Below are 14,192 nucleotides of genomic sequence, written 5' to 3'. Positions count from 1 at the left end.
CTGAGAGGTTGTGAAAGGGTCGCGGGGGAAACACCGCCAAGGCGCCGGCGGGTCGGCTCAAAATGCCCAATCCTTGACCACCACATGGGTCTTGACCTTCTGCATGCCGGGGTAGTTTTCGATCTCCCCGCGGATCTCGCTGAAGCGCTGCATCGAGGGTGCCTCGATATACACCAGCATGTCGGTCTCGCCGCTGATGCCGCTGCAGCGGCGTACTTCGCTGAAGCTGCGCATACGCTCCACGTAGTTTTCGCAGCGCCCGCCCTGGTAGAACAACTCCAGGTAGGCCTTGATCCCGGCATCGGCCGGGGGGGCGACCTGGGCATGGTAGCCGCTGATGATGCCGCGCTGCTCCAGCTGGCGAATGCGCTCACTCACCGCCGAGCGCGACAGGTTGACTGCACGGGCAATCTGGCTCACCGGCACCCGTGCATCGGCGCGCAACAGGGCGAGAATCTGCTGATCGAACTTGTCCACTTGGGCTCTCGGTAAAAGGCAATTTGCCGGTCAATTCCGCCAGTTCGTCGGACAAAGCCGACGCTTCGCCAGCATCCTGCAGCAGGCGGGCGAATTATCATGGCGAACGAAACGTCAGAGCATACAACATGAGCCGCCTGAACCAAGAACTGGGCCTGCTGCAAGGCATCGGTCTGCTGAGCACCTCGCTGCTCGGCACCGGGATTTTCGTCGTCCCGGCGCTGGCCGCCACCGCGGCAGGCGCGGCCTCGTTGTGGGCCTGGATGATCCTCATCGCCCTGGTCCTGCCGATTGCCTTCACCTTCGCCCAACTGGGTCGTCACTATCCCCATGCCGGCGGTGCGCCGCACCTGATTGGGCGTGCCTTCGGCCCGCGCATGGAGCGCCTCAGTGCCTGGCTGTTCCTCGCCGTGTTGCCGGTCGGTTTGCCGGCGGCGCTGAATATCGCCAGCGGCTTCTGGCAGGCCGTGGTCGACTTGAGTCGCGGCCAGGCGCTGGCCATCCAGCTCGCCACCCTCGGCGCCATCCTGCTGCTCGGCCAGCGTCCGGCCAAGGCCTCGGGGCTGGTGCAGGGCCTGATCGCCGTGGCCATCGTCGGCAGCGTCGGGCTGATCTGGTGGGTCGGCGACTTGCCCCTGAGCAGCCAGCCGCTGCTGCCGCCCATCGCGGACTCCTGGCACCTGCTGCCCGCCGCGCTGGGGGTGATGTTCTGGTGTTTCGTCGGCATCGAGGCCTTCACCCACATGGGCGAGGAGTTCAAGAACCCCGCACGCGACTTTCCCCTGGCCCTGCTGTTCGGCGTACTGCTCGCCGGCCTGGTGTACTGGGCCTGCTCGGTCGCGGTGCTGAGCTTTCAGGCGTACGGCGATGTGCACAGCGACGCCGCCTCGCTGCCGCGCCTGTTCGATCTGCTGCTGGGCGAGCACGCGCGCTGGCTGATCGCGGTAGTCGGCTACCTGGCCTGCTTCGCCTCGATGAACGTCTACATCCAGGGTTTCGCCCGCCTGATCTGGAGCCTGGCCGACGAAGGCAAACTGCCGGCTCGCCTGGCCCGGCGCAACCACCACGGCGTACCCGCCCGCGCCCTGCTGCTGGTGGTGCTGAGCTGCGCCCTGTGCGCCGGCCTGGCCGGCCTGCTCAACCTCTCGGTGGACGACCTGATCCGCTACGCCAACGGCAACTTCGTGGTCATCTACCTGTTGAGCATGGCTGCGGGCGCAGTCTTGCTGCGCGGCGTCTGGCGCTGGCTGGCTGGCCTCAGCACGCTACTCTGCGCGCTGGTACTGGTCATGCTCGGCGGCGATGCCTGGTATGCCCTGGGCTTGTTTGCCTTGCTGGCGCTGCTCGATTGCGGCCGCAGTTTGCCCTTGCGTCGTTTGCTGGGCGAAACACCACCCTCGGCCTGAACAACCTGCAGGCGCGAATTCATTCGCGCCTGCAGCCAATCCCTTCGACTATTCGCCGGCAAAGGTGACCGCGCGCGCCGCCTGCCTCTATCCTTGGGCAAAGAACGTCGAAAGGAAGCCCCATGCGCCGCGTGCTCAAAGACCTGAAGATCATGCTCCTGGCCAACCTGTGGATAGTCCCGGTGCTGGCCGCCTTGATTGGTGCGGTGTTCTATTTCGTCGCCCCGCCGCCGCCGATGAGCGCCCGCATGGCCACCGGTGCCGAGGGTGGCGGTTACCGGATCTTCGCCGAGAAGCTCAAGCAGGAGCTGGCCAAAGAGGGTTTCGAGCTGACCCTGGTGCCCAGCGCCGGTTCGCGGGACAACCTCAAGCGCCTGCTGGCGGCGGATAGCCAGGTCGAGATCGCCCTGGTGCAGAGCGGCCTGGAGCGCCAGCTCGACGCCGCCGACCATGCCCGCCTGCACAGCCTGGGCGCGGTCTATCAGGAACCGTTGTGGCTGTTCTACCGCAGCGGCCTCGACCTCGAGCGCATCGCCGACCTGCTGCCGCTGCGCCTGGCTATCGGCAGCGCCGACAGTGGCACCCTGGCCGCGACCGAGGCCATCCTCGGCGCCAATGCGATCACCCCCGAGCAGTACCCGCCGAGCTGGCAAACCACGGGCGGCGGCAAGGCCGGCAGGGCCCTGATGGCCGGCGAGCTGGACGCCGCCTTCTTCATCGGCCCGGCGGAAAATGCCCTGGTCCAGCAACTGGCCGCGCACCCCGACCTGAGCCTGGCGACCTTCCGCCGCGCCGCGGCCTACGAGGCGCGCCTGCCGTTCCTCAAGCGGATCACGGTCGGTGAAGGCCTGCTCAACCTGGCGCAGAACGCGCCCGCCCGGGACACCGTCACCTTGTCGGCGGTGGCCACCCTGGTGATCAACCAGAACTTCCATCCCGGCCTGGCTCCGCTGATCCTCGAGGCCGCCCGCGAGGTGATGAAGCACGGCAGCCTGCTGGATCAGGCCGGCGCCTTTCCCAGCGCCGAACCGCGCACCTTCGCGCTGTCCGGCGACGCCGAGCACTACTACAACAACGGCCTGCCACTGCTGCAGCGCTACCTGCCGTTTCGCATCGCCTCGCTGGCCGACCGCTACATCATCCTGCTGATTCCCCTGCTGGTGGTGCTGATCCCGCTGTTCAAGGCGGTCGGCCCACTCTACCGCTGGCGCATCCGCGCGCGCATCTACCGCTGGTACAAGTACCTGCGCGAGATCGACCGGCAACTCGATGCCGGCACCCTGCCGGAACGCCTAGACGCCGAAGTCGCGCGCCTGGAGCAACTGGAGGACGAACTGGCCAAGGTCGAGGTGCCGCTGTCCTACTCCAACGAGCTGTACGAGCTGCACGTGCACCTGCGCTATGTGATCGAGCGACTGCGCACCTTGCAGCAACGCCGAGCGCCCCGGAGCGAGCCAGTCGGGTAAACTGCGCGGCAATTGCTAGCACCAGTTCTGCCACCGTCTGCCCAACGCTTAACGCATCAAGAGACCGCCCATGCCGATCCGCCACTGCATCGTCCACCTGATCGACAAGAAACCCGATGGCAGCCCCGCCGTGCTGCACGCCCGCGACACCGAACTGGGCGCCTCGCAGGCCATCGAGAACATGCTCGCCGACCTCAACGAGAGCTACAACGCCAAGCAGGGCAAGGCCTGGGGGCTGTTTCATGCCGAGTCCGGCGCCTACCCGTTCAGCGGCTGGCTGAAGCATTACCTCGACGGCGGCCAGGACTTTGCCGCCTTCAGCCGCCAGGCGGTCGAGCACCTGCAGAAGCTGATGGAGGAATCCAACCTGTCCACCGGCGGCCATGTGCTGTTCGCCCACTACCAGCAAGGCATGACCGACTACCTGGTGATCGCCCTGCTGCACCACAGCGAAGGCGTGGCGGTCAACGAGGCGCTGGACGTGACCCCGGCCAAGCACCTGGATCTCGGCCAGTTGCACCTGGCGGCACGGATCAACATTTCCGAATGGCAGAACAACGCCAATTCCAAGCAGTACATCTCCTTTATCAAGGGCAAGAACGGCAAGAAGGTCTCGGAGTACTTCCGCGACTTCATCGGCTGCCAGGAAGGCGTCGACGGGCCGGGCGAAACCCGCACCCTGCTCAAGGCCTTCAGCGACTTCGTCGAAAGCGAGGACCTGCCGGAAGAAGCTGCCCGCGAGAAGACCAAGACCCTGGTCGACTACGCCAGCAGCCAGGCCAAGATCGGCGAGCCCATGGGCTTGCAGGAGTTGTCCGGGCTGATCGACGAGGAGCGTCCGCGGGCCTTCTACGAGCATATCCGCAACAAGGATTACGGCCTGTCGCCGGAAATCCCCGCGGACAAGCGCACCCTCAATCAATTCCAGCGTTTCACCGGTCGCGCCGAAGGCCTGTCGATCAGCTTCGAGGCCCACCTGCTCGGCTCGAAAGTCGAATACGACGAGAGCCAGGGCACCCTGATCATTCGCAACCTGCCGACCCAACTCACCGACCAGCTGAAACGCCGCAAAGACTGAGGCACTGCGCCATGTCACGCCTGCCCGACGCTGTTCTCGACGATTGCCGACTCGATCCGGCGGCGCCATTTGCCCAGGATCCGGCGCGCGACTTCGGCCTGGACAGAAAGACCGCGCAACTGGCCCTGCCCGAACTGCGCGCCTGGCTCAACGATCAGCAGCGGCGGCTCTGGGCCAACGGCCAGGATGCCCTGCTGCTGGTGCTGCAAGGCCCGGACTGCGCCGGCAAGGACGGCGTGATCAGGCGCGTGCTCAACTGTCTCGACCCGCAAGGCCTGCGCCTGCACAGTTTCAAGCAACCGAATGCCTGCGAGCGACGGCATGATTTCCTCTGGCGCTATCAGCAAAGGCTGCCCGCTCCCGGACTGCTCGGGGTGTTCAACCGCAGTTACTACGAAGGCCTGGCCAGCGATCTGTTCGACGGCCTGATCGACGCCGCCGAACTGCCGGCGCGCCTGCAGCGCGTGCTGGCCCTGGAAGCGGGCCTGCCGGCGCAGCGCCTGCATCCGCTCAAGTGCTACCTGCAGATCTCCCGTGACGAGCAGAAGGCGCGCCTGCTGCAACGCCTGCAGCGCCCGGACAAACGCTGGAAACTGCGCCCCAGCGATCTGCTGGCCTACCGCGAATACGCTGAGCGCCAGCACCGCTGGAGCGAACTGCTGACGGCCAGCCACAGCCAGTCGGCGCCCTGGTATGTGATCCCGGCCGAGCATCGCTGGCTGCGCGACTGGCTGCTGGCCAGCCTGCTGGCCCGCGAGTTCGAGCGTTTGCAGCTCGAATGGCCGCAGCGCCCGCCGCCCTTCACAGCGGCCGACCTGCAGGGTGCGGACTAGCGCCGCTGCGCTTTAGCCGCAGCCGCTTTTATCAAACTAAAAATAACTCATTGTTTTATATATAGAAATTAAATCTGCACAAAGACTTGTAGGAGCCAGCTTGCTGGCGATCCTTGCAGATCAAAAGCATCGTCGGAGCGCCGAACCGCAGCAAGAACTAGGCGTCCCCCTGGCTCCTACACAGTTTGCTGCGCGACAGCGCGGCGTCGAAGACGGAGCAGGCCGTCCCACTCGTTCAGCCCCACGCCCGCCAGGCTGCTAGAGTCAGAGGTAATGGTTCTACCGTCTGCCGCGAGGAGCCGGGGATGAAACCGCCCTGCAGCCAACCCAGCCCTGCGACTCTGGGTCGCCGCCTGGTTGTGCGCGCCACGCTCTGCCTGGCACTGCTACTGACCGGTGCGGCGGGCATGGCCACTGAAGAACCGCCACCGGAAGCACTGCGCAGCGACAGCGCACGCTTCGTCGCGGTGAATGCCGAGTTCACCCTGACGCACGAAATGGGCCACCTGCTGATCGCCGAACTGGATCTTCCGGTGCTCGGCCGCGAGGAGGATGCCGCCGATCAACTCGGCTTCATCAGCCTGTTCCTCGCCTCCGGGCGTCAGCGCGACGCCGATTTCTACGCCAAACTGCTGGACATCGCCGATTACTGGCGGCTGGAATGGCAACGGGCGAAACCGGAGCATGAGGAAGTGTATGCCTGGGCCAGCCATGGGCTCGACGCCCAGCGCTTCTACAATCTGGCCTGCCTGATCTACGGCAGCGATCCGGATCGGCTGGAATGGGTGCCCAAGATCACCGGCTTGCCGGTGGAGCGCGCCCTCTACTGCGACCAGGAATACGCCCAGGTGCGCAAGGCCCTGGCCTGGGTCGAGCAACAACACGGCCGCCGCCCGGGCGAGCCGATCGGCCATCGTATCCAGGTGATCTACGAGCTGCCGAGCCTGCGACTGGAAGAGAGTCAGCGCCTGCTCGAACAGATCCGCCGCTCGGGCGAAGTGGAGGCCATCGCCGCCCGCGCCAGCGAGACGTACCGCCTGCCCCGTGATCTGGTGCTGCGCCTGGCCAGCTGCGGCGCGCCAGACTCCTGGTACAGCCGCACCGGCGGCGAACTGGTGCTGTGTTACGAACGCCTGGAGCACTTTCAGCTGCTTGCCGTGCAGTTGCCGCGCCTGCGCCAGGCGGCCTTGCAAGCCTGCGACAGCTGTCGCAGGCCATAGCCAAGCGCGCCTCAGCGCGCCTCAGCGCGCCTCGATGCGGAAACCCATGCGCGGAAAGTGCACATGCACAACCCCGGCACGCGGGTCTTCGCGGCGCAGGATCAGCTCTTCGCTGCCACTGAACAGCAACTCGCCCTCGACCGGATCGACCCCGTAATCGATGGCCGCAATGGCCACCCGCTGGCCGACCTCGAAGCCATTGGGGTCAGTCAAGGCCTCAGCGGGAAGCTCTGCCGGGGTAGCCTCGCGCGCGATCACCACGGCCTCTTCGCCGCTCATCTCGCTGTGCGAACCATGGCCGAAACCCAGCACCCGACCGAGCCAGGCCGCCACTGCCGGATACTCGTCAACCAGCGGCGCGGTCACCGGGGTGCCGCGCAGGAACCACAGCGGGTGGGCCATGGCGAAGTCGGCCAGCGACGGCTCGCCGAACAGGAAATCGCCCTGCTCGCGCTCCAGTTGTTGCTGCAAACGGCTCATCAGCACCGGCCATTGGTGCTTGGCCTGTTCCAGCGGCAGGCGGCTGGCATTGCCGCCACTGAACAGCCCGGCGCGGTCGGCCAGGAAGCCCTTGATCGCCTCGGGCGGCAGCTTGCCGAAGCGCACGGCCACCGACTCCGGCTGGAATACCAGGCTCACCGCATGCTGGAACACCAGCGCGTCGGCCCACTGGGCGAAGCTGGCGACATTGAATTCCTGGCCTTCGGGAAGCAACGCCGGCGTGGCTTTTTCCGCCTCCAGACGCCGGGCGATCAGCGCGGTGTCGCAATAGATGTCGGCCCCGACCTGCAGCACCGGGGTCTTGCGGTAGCCGCCGGTCAAGGCGGTCAGATCCGGCTTGGGCATCACCGCGGGGATCAGCACCGAGCGCCAGGACAATTGCTTGAAGCCCAGCATCAGGCGCGCCTTTTCGGCAAACAGCGAGGTGGGGTAATGGTGCAGGATCAACTCGTGCATGACAGGCTCCGCAACTATTCAGAAAGCCGCCAGCTTACCTGTGCAGTCCACTGCGGCCTACCCGCTCAGCTTGATAGCGCACCATCAGCCACAGCGATAAGACTGCCGCCGGCCACCAGCACTTCCTTGGCCGGTTTGCCCAGGCGCTTGATCGCCCGCTCCCGGCGCAACGCATCGCCCTTGCCCGCGCAGGCTTCGATGTAGACCAGTGCCATCGCCGGGCTGGAATAGAAGAAGCGGGCGCCTTTGCCGCTCTGATGCTGGGCGAAACGCCGCTGCGGGTTGTCGCTGATACCGCAATACAGCGCGCCGTTCTGCGCCCGCACCAGATAGACGAACCAGGCCTTACCGCTGGCCTCAGTCATTGCCGACAGCGCCCAGGCACGGACTCAGAGCGACCATTCGCGGACCGTGCGCCACAGACAGATACCGACGAAATAGGCGGTAGCCAGCCCCCAGACCAGCAGCAACCAGGCCTGGTTGAGTGGGTACTGCACAATCAGCAAGGCACAGGCCGCCATCCACAGCAGGGTCACGCCGATATTCAGCGGCATGAATTGCTTGACCCGAAACGGGTGGAGAAACTTCATCTTGGTCAGGGTCAGGCCCGCCAGCACCAAGATGGTGACGAGGCTCAGCCAGGGAGCGAAATCCAGCAGGTAGAGGTAGACAATCACCACGTTCCAGGCCGCGGGAAAGCCGACGAAGTAGTTGTCCTTGCTCTTCATGTTGAGGTTGCAGAAGCAGAACAACGACGACAGCAGGATCACCCCGAGCGACAACAGCAGGGTGTACTCGGGCAGGGGAATGAAGCGATAGACGAAGATCGCCGGGATGAACACGTAGGTGAGGTAGTCGATCACCAGATCCAGGGTCGAACCATCGAAGTGCGGCAATACGCCCTTGACGTCGAATTTGCGCGCCAGGGTGCCATCCAGGCCGTCCACCAACAGCGCCGCCCCCAGCCAGAGCAGGCAGACCTGCGGTCGACCATCGAGCACGGCCAACAAGGCCAGCAACCCCAGAATCACCCCGCTGGCGGTGACGGCATGCACGCTCCATGCCTTGGCTTTGCTGGCGGACAGCAACATTACACTCATGATCAGGCTTCCTGGCGCATTGGCTCTCGTCTGGCAGCTGAAGGACAACTGCACTTAATTGGGCCGCGTTCAGCAACGGTCTGTTATTCAACGAACAGTCCAGCTTTACAAGCTGCGCCTGAAGTCGCTGATGGTTCAGACCCAAAGCCTACCATTGCGTTCGTTGTTGCGGCGAAAAGCCCTGCACCCAGGATTATCGAGACGCCCTGAACTGCGCCAAGCCCTTGGCCGCCTGACGCCGAATGGCGTTCTGCACCGACGGCGCCCAGCCCAGCAACAGCCCCTTGCCGCCCAAGGCCTGGCGCGCCCACCGCCACAGGTCGAACTGGTCGCGATGCTCGACGATCTTGCCGTCGCGAAAGACGAAGTGGGCATCGATATGGTTGACCACTGTCCTGCCGGTCTGGCTGAACAGGTAGGTCGCCACCCACTGGGCGCTGCCCTGCCGCTCGTCGGCCTGGACATTGCTAAAGGTCAGCGAGAAATTTTGCGCCCGCGCCGTCAGCATCCGCCACATGTCCGCCGCTGCGCTGCCCCGCAAATCCTCGAACACCGGATCGCTGAAGCGCACATCCTCGGCATAGCATGCCGCCATGGCCTCGGCGTCGCGCTGCTGGAAGGCCTGATAGAAGCGCTTGATGAGTTCGGCGTTGGGGTGAGTCATGAGCACGGTTCCAGAGGTGAGAGTGTCCTCAGTATTGTCGGCAAAGAGATCGATGGCGATTGGCGCATACGCCAACTTTGTGTCAATAATCGCCACAAACCACCCATGACTCACTCGCCATGCTCAGCATCGCACTCTACGTCTGCCGGCAAACCGTCTGCTCCAGCCTGAGCATGGCCTGCGATGCCTTTGCCCTGGCCAACCACCTGGCCGCCAAGCCGCTGTTCAGGCTGCAGCGCTTCAGCCTGGATGCCCAGCCGGTCGACCTCGACTTCGCGCGCATCCAGGTCGACGGCGGCCTGGCGCTGGCCGAGCAGGCCGACCTGCTGATGCTGCCGGCCACCGGCAGCGCCATCGACCTGAGCCTGGATGCCAATGCCGCCTTGCTGCCCTGGCTGGCGCAACGCCCGGCCAGCCAAGCAATCGCCAGCCTGTGCAGCAGCGCATTCCTGCTCGGCGCCGCCGGCCTGCTCGATGGCCGGCGGGCCACCACCCACTGGGCGTTGGCCAGCCAGTTCCGCCAGCGCTTCCCGCAGGTACACCTGGAAATCGACGAACTGCTCTGCCACGACGGCAACCTGCACAGCTCGGGTGGCGCCCACGCCGGGCTGGACCTGTGCCTGTACCTGATCGAGCAGCATGCCGGTGAGAGACTGGCGCAACAAGTCGCCAACGCGCTGGTGTTCGACACCCAGCGCGGCCAGCAGTCAAGGTTTGCCCCGCTGCTGCCGGCCAGCAGCGCCGCCGCCAGCCCGCTCGCCCCGTTGCTGCAGTGGATGCAGCAGCATCACGCCGAGCCGATCGATCTCAAGCGCCTGGCCGCACAGGCCAATTGCTCGCCGCGGACCCTGTTGCGCCGCTTCAAGACCAGTACCGGGCTGACGCCCAACGACTACCTGCAGCGCCTGCGCATCGGCGCCGCACAAAACGCCCTGCGCCAGCCCGCGCACTCGCTGGAACAGGTAGCCGAACAGGTCGGTTATGCCGATCGGGCGACCTTCGCCAAACTGTTCAAGCAACTCTGCGGCGAAACCCCGGGAGCGTTCCGCCGACGCATGTGCCAAGCGCCCTGAGCGCCCGAACCGACAGGCGCTCATGGTGGAGACACTCAGGGCTGGATTAACCGTGCATATCAGCGCGCGTCGATTTGCTGTTGCAGGTTCTGGATCTGGCCCTGCAGGGTGCTGATGTTGCGGGTCATCTGCGCGCGGAAGGCATCGAACTCGGCGGTGTTGCCACTGCTGCTCGCTGCCGGACGCTGCTCCAGCTCGCTGCGCAGCACCAGCAGGTCCTGCTCCAGACGGCCAATGGCCTGATTCGGGTTGCCGATCTGTTTCAGCGCTTTGATCTCGTCGCTCAGGTTTTTCAGCTGACCTTCGAATTGGGCCGACCCGGCTTGCGCGGTTTTCAAGGAAGCCTGTTCGGCTCGCAACAAAGCCTGGGCGTTTTTCAGCGCCATTTGCTCGCTGCTCAGGCTCTTCAGGCTGCCGGCGACTATGCTGGTCGCGCCCTGCTGAGCTTTAAGCTCGGCCGTCAACTGCTCGATGCGCTTGTCCTGGCCGCCCTGCTGACCGGCCACGCTCTGCTGCTGCTTGCTCAGTTCGGCCAGTTTGCTTTCCATCTGCTTGACTTGCAGCTTGAGCGCTTCACTGCCGCTGGTGACCGTGGACTCGGTCGCCACCACCTTGCCGCTAATGTCCAGGATGCGACCGGCAGCATCCTCGCTGATCCGCGCGAAGCTTTCCTGGGTGGCCACCAATTGCTGCTCCATCAGGCTGATCTGCTGAAAACTCCACCAGCCCAGCCCACCGAGGGCAATCGTCAGGGCGCCGACCAGCGCCCACAGCGCGCCGGTACTGGCCGCCTTGGGTGCCGCCGCAGCGGCGCGCGATGGCGCCCCCCTGGGGGATTCGTGATGATCCGTATCGAAATCATCACGATCAAGCATATCGGTGGTCAGGCTGGGCACATGATCAAGTTCGTCGTGGGCATCGTTACGCATGAGTAAACCTTTAAAAAACGCTGAAGAAGCGAAATGCCGGCCAGTATAACGGTTAGTGCGCGACGCTTCAGTGTCGCGCCAAGCCGGTGCAAGACGCACCGAGGCGGAGCGCGGCACAGACACAGTGACCGGCTGCAGGGCGCACAGTTCCGCACGCTGTGAACTGGTACGCGCTTTGCAATCCCCCATGTGCGACCCGCTCACAGCGTCAGGGTCTGATGGAGGCGGCGACCTTGACGCTTTCTACCGACAGAACGCGCTTGGTGTCCTGCAGGATGAGCGACACCCAGCCACTGCAAAAACAGGGGAAGGCACATGGAACTGAACCGAGAAGTGTTGGACTGCATGAAGCGTTTGCGCCGCAGGCTGCGCGAAGAACTGGCGGTGGATATCCGCATGAGCCAGCCGGATGCGATCACCACGATGCTCAGCGCCTGCCTGACCTCGACCAGCGAAGAGACCCGCCAGCTCGGCCAGCTCCTCGCCCAGTACAGCGACCAACCGTTCGCCCCTGCCGCCGAGGGCTCGACGCCCCGTCTGCAGGCCGGTCATCCACTGCTGAATGAAGAGCCACAGGCCAAACCGACAAGCGGTTCGCTGCGCATGTACCGCGGCCAACGGGTCTACGTCTGAGCGCCTGCGCCTGGGTTGAGAGCCTTCAGCCGGGATGATGGGCCTTCCACCACAGGCAGAACTCATCCAGCGCCGTCCACAGGCTGACCTGCGGCTCATAGTCGAGGAACTCGCGCGCGCGGCTGATATCCAGTGAAAAGTCCTTGGCCATCATCGCCACCCCCAGACGAAACAGGGTTGGCTCAGGGCGGCCGGGCAGCAGCTTGCACAGCCCTTCGTTGAGCGTCGCGGCGCCATAAGCCAGGGCGTAGGGCAGATGCCGGGTGACTGGCGGCAGCTCGAGCTGGCGCAACACATAGTTGACCGCATCCCACAGCGGCACCGGTGCGCCGTTGCTGATGTTGTAGGCCTTGCCCAGCGCCGGGCCGGCAGCCAGCAGGCAGCTGAACAAGGCATCGTTGAGGTTCTGCATGCTGGTGAAGTCGACCCGGTTCAAGCCGTTGCCGATGATCGCCAGGCGCCCCTTGCGCTGCATATTGATCAGCCGCGGAAAGATGCTGGTATCGCCGGCGCCGGTGACCGAGCGCGGGCGCAAGGCCAGCACCTCCAGACCGAACTCCTGGGCGCCGAACACCTGCTGTTCGGCCAGGTACTTGGTCTTGCCGTAATGATCGAAGAAACGCTTGGGCACCTGCTCTTCCTTGATTGCCACATGCGACTGGCCATCGAAGTAGATCGACGGCGAGGACAGGTGCACCAGCCGCCGCACCTGCTGCTTCAGGCAACCTTCGATCACGTTCTCGGTCACCAGCACATTGGCCCGCTGGAAGTGCTGATAGTTGCCCCACACGCCTACGGCGCCGGCGCAGTGCACCACCGCCTCGACGTCATGACAGAGCCGCTGCGCCAGTTCGGGATCGGACAAGTCGCCCTGGATGAACTCGGCGCCGCGCTTGACCAGATGCTCCACCCCTTCCGCCCGGCGGCCATTGACCCGCACACTCAAGCCCTGCTCCAAGGCAAAGCGGGCGAAACGTCCGCCGATGAAACCACTTGCACCGGTAACCAGAATCTTCATCGCCACTCCCCGCCGTACCTGACCGTCTGCGCACTCTAGCAGTGCCGACGCCGGCGCGCCGTGTCGCAACACGCCAGAACAGCGACCGGACGAACCAGGCGTTTGCCACCCGGACAGACGACAGCCGGCTGCTAGCTACTACGCTGTTACCCAGCGCTGCCTTACAGAAGTCAGGCATGAACAGGAGTCAGGCATGAGCACGAACAACTGGATGATCTACGGCGCCAACGGTTACACCGGCCACCTGCTGGCCGCCGAGGCGCAACGCCAGGGGCTGACGCCGATTCTGGCCGGACGCAATCCGGCGGCGGTGCATGCCCTCGGCAGCCTGCTCGGTCTGGAATGCCGGATATTCGACATTCACCAGCCCGAGCGCGCTCGCGCAGCACTGGCCGACGTGGCGCTGGTCGCCCACTGCGCCGGGCCCTTTTCCGCCACCAGCGCGCCGATGCTCGATGCCTGCCTGGCCAGCGCGACCCATTATGTCGATATCAGCGGCGAGATCGGCGTGTTCGAGGCGGCCCACGGGCGTGACCGGCAAGCCCGGGAGGCCGGGCTGGTGGTCTGTCCCGGCGCCGGCTTCGACGTCATCCCCAGTGATTGCCTGGCCGTCTGCCTGCACCAGGCACTGCCCGACGCCAGCCAGCTGGCCCTGGGGTTCGACACCGCCAGCGGGCTCTCGCCGGGCACCGCAAAAACCATCGTGGAAGGCCTCAAGCTCGGCGGCAAGGTGCGCCGCGCGGGCATCGTCAGCGAAGTACCGCTGGGCTATAAGCGCCGCCAGATCGACTTCGGCCGCGGCGCGAAGTCCGCGGTCAGCATCGCCTGGGGCGACGTGGCGACTGCCTACTACTCCACCGGCATCGGCAACATCGAGGTCTACCTGCCGGCGCCGCCGGCCCTGGCCATCGGCATGCGCCTGCTCGACCCGCTGCGCCCACTGCTCGGCCTGGATGCCGTCCAGCGCGGGCTCAAGTTCCTGGTCGAGAAAGGCCTACGGGGGCCCGACCAGGTCAGCCGCGAACGCCAGCGCAGCTGGCTGTGGGGCGAGGTACGCAACGCCGCCGGCGCAATCAAGACCGCCCACCTGGAAACGGCCAACGCCTATGAGGTAACCGTGCAGGGCGTGCTGCTGGCGGTCCGTCACCTGCTCGCCTACAGCGGCCCTGGCGGCTACTTCACGCCCACGCAACTGCTCGGCCCGCGCTGCGTGGAGCAGCTGCCGGGCTCGGGCAAGATCCTACTGTCCTGACCGCCCCGCGGTGGCCGCGAGCTTAACGTGTGTGGGAGGGGCTTCAGCCCAGCGTTAGGCAAACCGGGCAAGGTGGACTAGAGCGG

15 protein-coding genes are annotated in these 14,192 nt (G+C 65.2%); 8 read left to right on the top strand and 7 right to left on the bottom strand.

Features of this window, described 5'->3' with window-relative positions; genetic code table 11:
* Nucleotides 1–57: 57 nt before the first annotated feature.
* Nucleotides 58–477, bottom strand: coding sequence for an Lrp/AsnC family transcriptional regulator (locus tag G9C89_RS02960; protein WP_172144256.1), 420 nt, complete (start codon nucleotides 475–477; stop codon nucleotides 58–60).
* 128 nt (nucleotides 478–605) lie between these two features.
* On the opposite strand from G9C89_RS02960, the gene yjeH reads away from it, so the two are divergent.
* The 5 genes from yjeH to G9C89_RS02935 all read left to right on the top strand — a co-directional run bounded on the left by yjeH (nucleotide 606) and on the right by G9C89_RS02935 (nucleotide 6,480).
* The gene (gene yjeH / locus G9C89_RS02955; RefSeq protein WP_172144254.1) at nucleotides 606–1,883 is read left to right on the top strand and encodes an L-methionine/branched-chain amino acid transporter; all 1,278 of its coding nucleotides are present in this window, start codon (nucleotides 606–608) and stop codon (nucleotides 1,881–1,883) included.
* Between the two features lie 122 nt (nucleotides 1,884–2,005).
* Nucleotides 2,006–3,349, top strand: a complete 1,344-nt coding sequence (locus tag G9C89_RS02950) for a TAXI family TRAP transporter solute-binding subunit (RefSeq protein WP_172144252.1) — start codon at nucleotides 2,006–2,008, stop codon at nucleotides 3,347–3,349.
* Nucleotides 3,350–3,419: 70 nt separating this feature from the next.
* Complete coding sequence (gene yejK / locus G9C89_RS02945; protein WP_172144250.1) at nucleotides 3,420–4,427, top strand: nucleoid-associated protein YejK; 1,008 nt, start codon at nucleotides 3,420–3,422, stop codon at nucleotides 4,425–4,427.
* 11 nt (nucleotides 4,428–4,438) lie between these two features.
* Nucleotides 4,439–5,260 carry a hypothetical protein gene (locus G9C89_RS02940; RefSeq protein ID WP_172144248.1) on the top strand — a complete coding sequence of 274 codons (822 nt, stop codon included), beginning with the start codon at nucleotides 4,439–4,441 and terminating at the stop codon, nucleotides 5,258–5,260.
* Between the two features lie 407 nt (nucleotides 5,261–5,667).
* On the top strand, nucleotides 5,668–6,480 hold the full coding sequence (locus G9C89_RS02935; RefSeq protein ID WP_172144856.1) for a DUF4344 domain-containing metallopeptidase: 813 nt from the start codon (nucleotides 5,668–5,670) through the stop codon (nucleotides 6,478–6,480).
* Between the two features lie 21 nt (nucleotides 6,481–6,501).
* On the opposite strand, the gene G9C89_RS02930 is transcribed toward G9C89_RS02935, so the two are convergent.
* The 4 genes from G9C89_RS02930 to G9C89_RS02915 form a co-directional block, all read right to left on the bottom strand.
* Nucleotides 6,502–7,437 (bottom strand): glutathione S-transferase family protein, encoded by a 936-nt coding sequence (locus G9C89_RS02930; RefSeq protein WP_172144246.1) that lies wholly within the window; start codon nucleotides 7,435–7,437, stop codon nucleotides 6,502–6,504.
* Between the two features lie 65 nt (nucleotides 7,438–7,502).
* Nucleotides 7,503–7,802 (bottom strand): GIY-YIG nuclease family protein, encoded by a 300-nt coding sequence (locus G9C89_RS02925; RefSeq protein ID WP_172144244.1) that lies wholly within the window; start codon nucleotides 7,800–7,802, stop codon nucleotides 7,503–7,505.
* A gap of 24 nt (nucleotides 7,803–7,826) precedes the next feature.
* The gene (gene pcsA, locus G9C89_RS02920) at nucleotides 7,827–8,537 is read right to left on the bottom strand and encodes a phosphatidylcholine synthase (protein WP_172144242.1); all 711 of its coding nucleotides are present in this window, start codon (nucleotides 8,535–8,537) and stop codon (nucleotides 7,827–7,829) included.
* 193 nt (nucleotides 8,538–8,730) lie between these two features.
* Nucleotides 8,731–9,201 (bottom strand): nuclear transport factor 2 family protein, encoded by a 471-nt coding sequence (locus tag G9C89_RS02915; protein ID WP_172144240.1) that lies wholly within the window; start codon nucleotides 9,199–9,201, stop codon nucleotides 8,731–8,733.
* 119 nt (nucleotides 9,202–9,320) lie between these two features.
* On the opposite strand from G9C89_RS02915, the gene G9C89_RS02910 reads away from it, so the two are divergent.
* A complete protein-coding gene (locus G9C89_RS02910; protein ID WP_172144238.1) occupies nucleotides 9,321–10,274 on the top strand; it encodes a GlxA family transcriptional regulator in 954 nt (317 codons plus the stop codon).
* 59 nt (nucleotides 10,275–10,333) lie between these two features.
* Here the strand turns inward: G9C89_RS02910 and G9C89_RS02905 are convergent, their stop codons facing one another.
* A complete protein-coding gene (locus tag G9C89_RS02905; RefSeq protein WP_172144236.1) occupies nucleotides 10,334–11,203 on the bottom strand; it encodes an ATPase in 870 nt (289 codons plus the stop codon).
* 315 nt (nucleotides 11,204–11,518) lie between these two features.
* Here G9C89_RS02905 and G9C89_RS02900 point away from each other — a divergent pair, with 315 nt between their 5' ends.
* Nucleotides 11,519–11,836 carry a hypothetical protein gene (locus tag G9C89_RS02900; protein ID WP_172144234.1) on the top strand — a complete coding sequence of 106 codons (318 nt, stop codon included), beginning with the start codon at nucleotides 11,519–11,521 and terminating at the stop codon, nucleotides 11,834–11,836.
* Nucleotides 11,837–11,861: 25 nt separating this feature from the next.
* Here the strand turns inward: G9C89_RS02900 and G9C89_RS02895 are convergent, their stop codons facing one another.
* Nucleotides 11,862–12,854 (bottom strand): NAD-dependent epimerase/dehydratase family protein, encoded by a 993-nt coding sequence (locus G9C89_RS02895; RefSeq protein WP_172144232.1) that lies wholly within the window; start codon nucleotides 12,852–12,854, stop codon nucleotides 11,862–11,864.
* 193 nt (nucleotides 12,855–13,047) lie between these two features.
* Between G9C89_RS02895 and G9C89_RS02890 the strand changes: the two genes are divergently transcribed.
* Nucleotides 13,048–14,106: a saccharopine dehydrogenase family protein gene (locus G9C89_RS02890; protein WP_172144230.1), complete on the top strand. Its 1,059-nt coding sequence runs from the start codon at nucleotides 13,048–13,050 to the stop codon at nucleotides 14,104–14,106.
* Nucleotides 14,107–14,192: the final 86 nt, after the last annotated feature.

This window comes from Pseudomonas tumuqii, from assembly GCF_013184545.1.
Classification (GTDB): Bacteria; Pseudomonadota; Gammaproteobacteria; order Pseudomonadales; family Pseudomonadaceae; genus Aquipseudomonas; species Aquipseudomonas tumuqii.
Note: the sequence above shows the minus strand (reverse complement) of the source record. Positions and strands in the feature narration are given on the sequence as shown.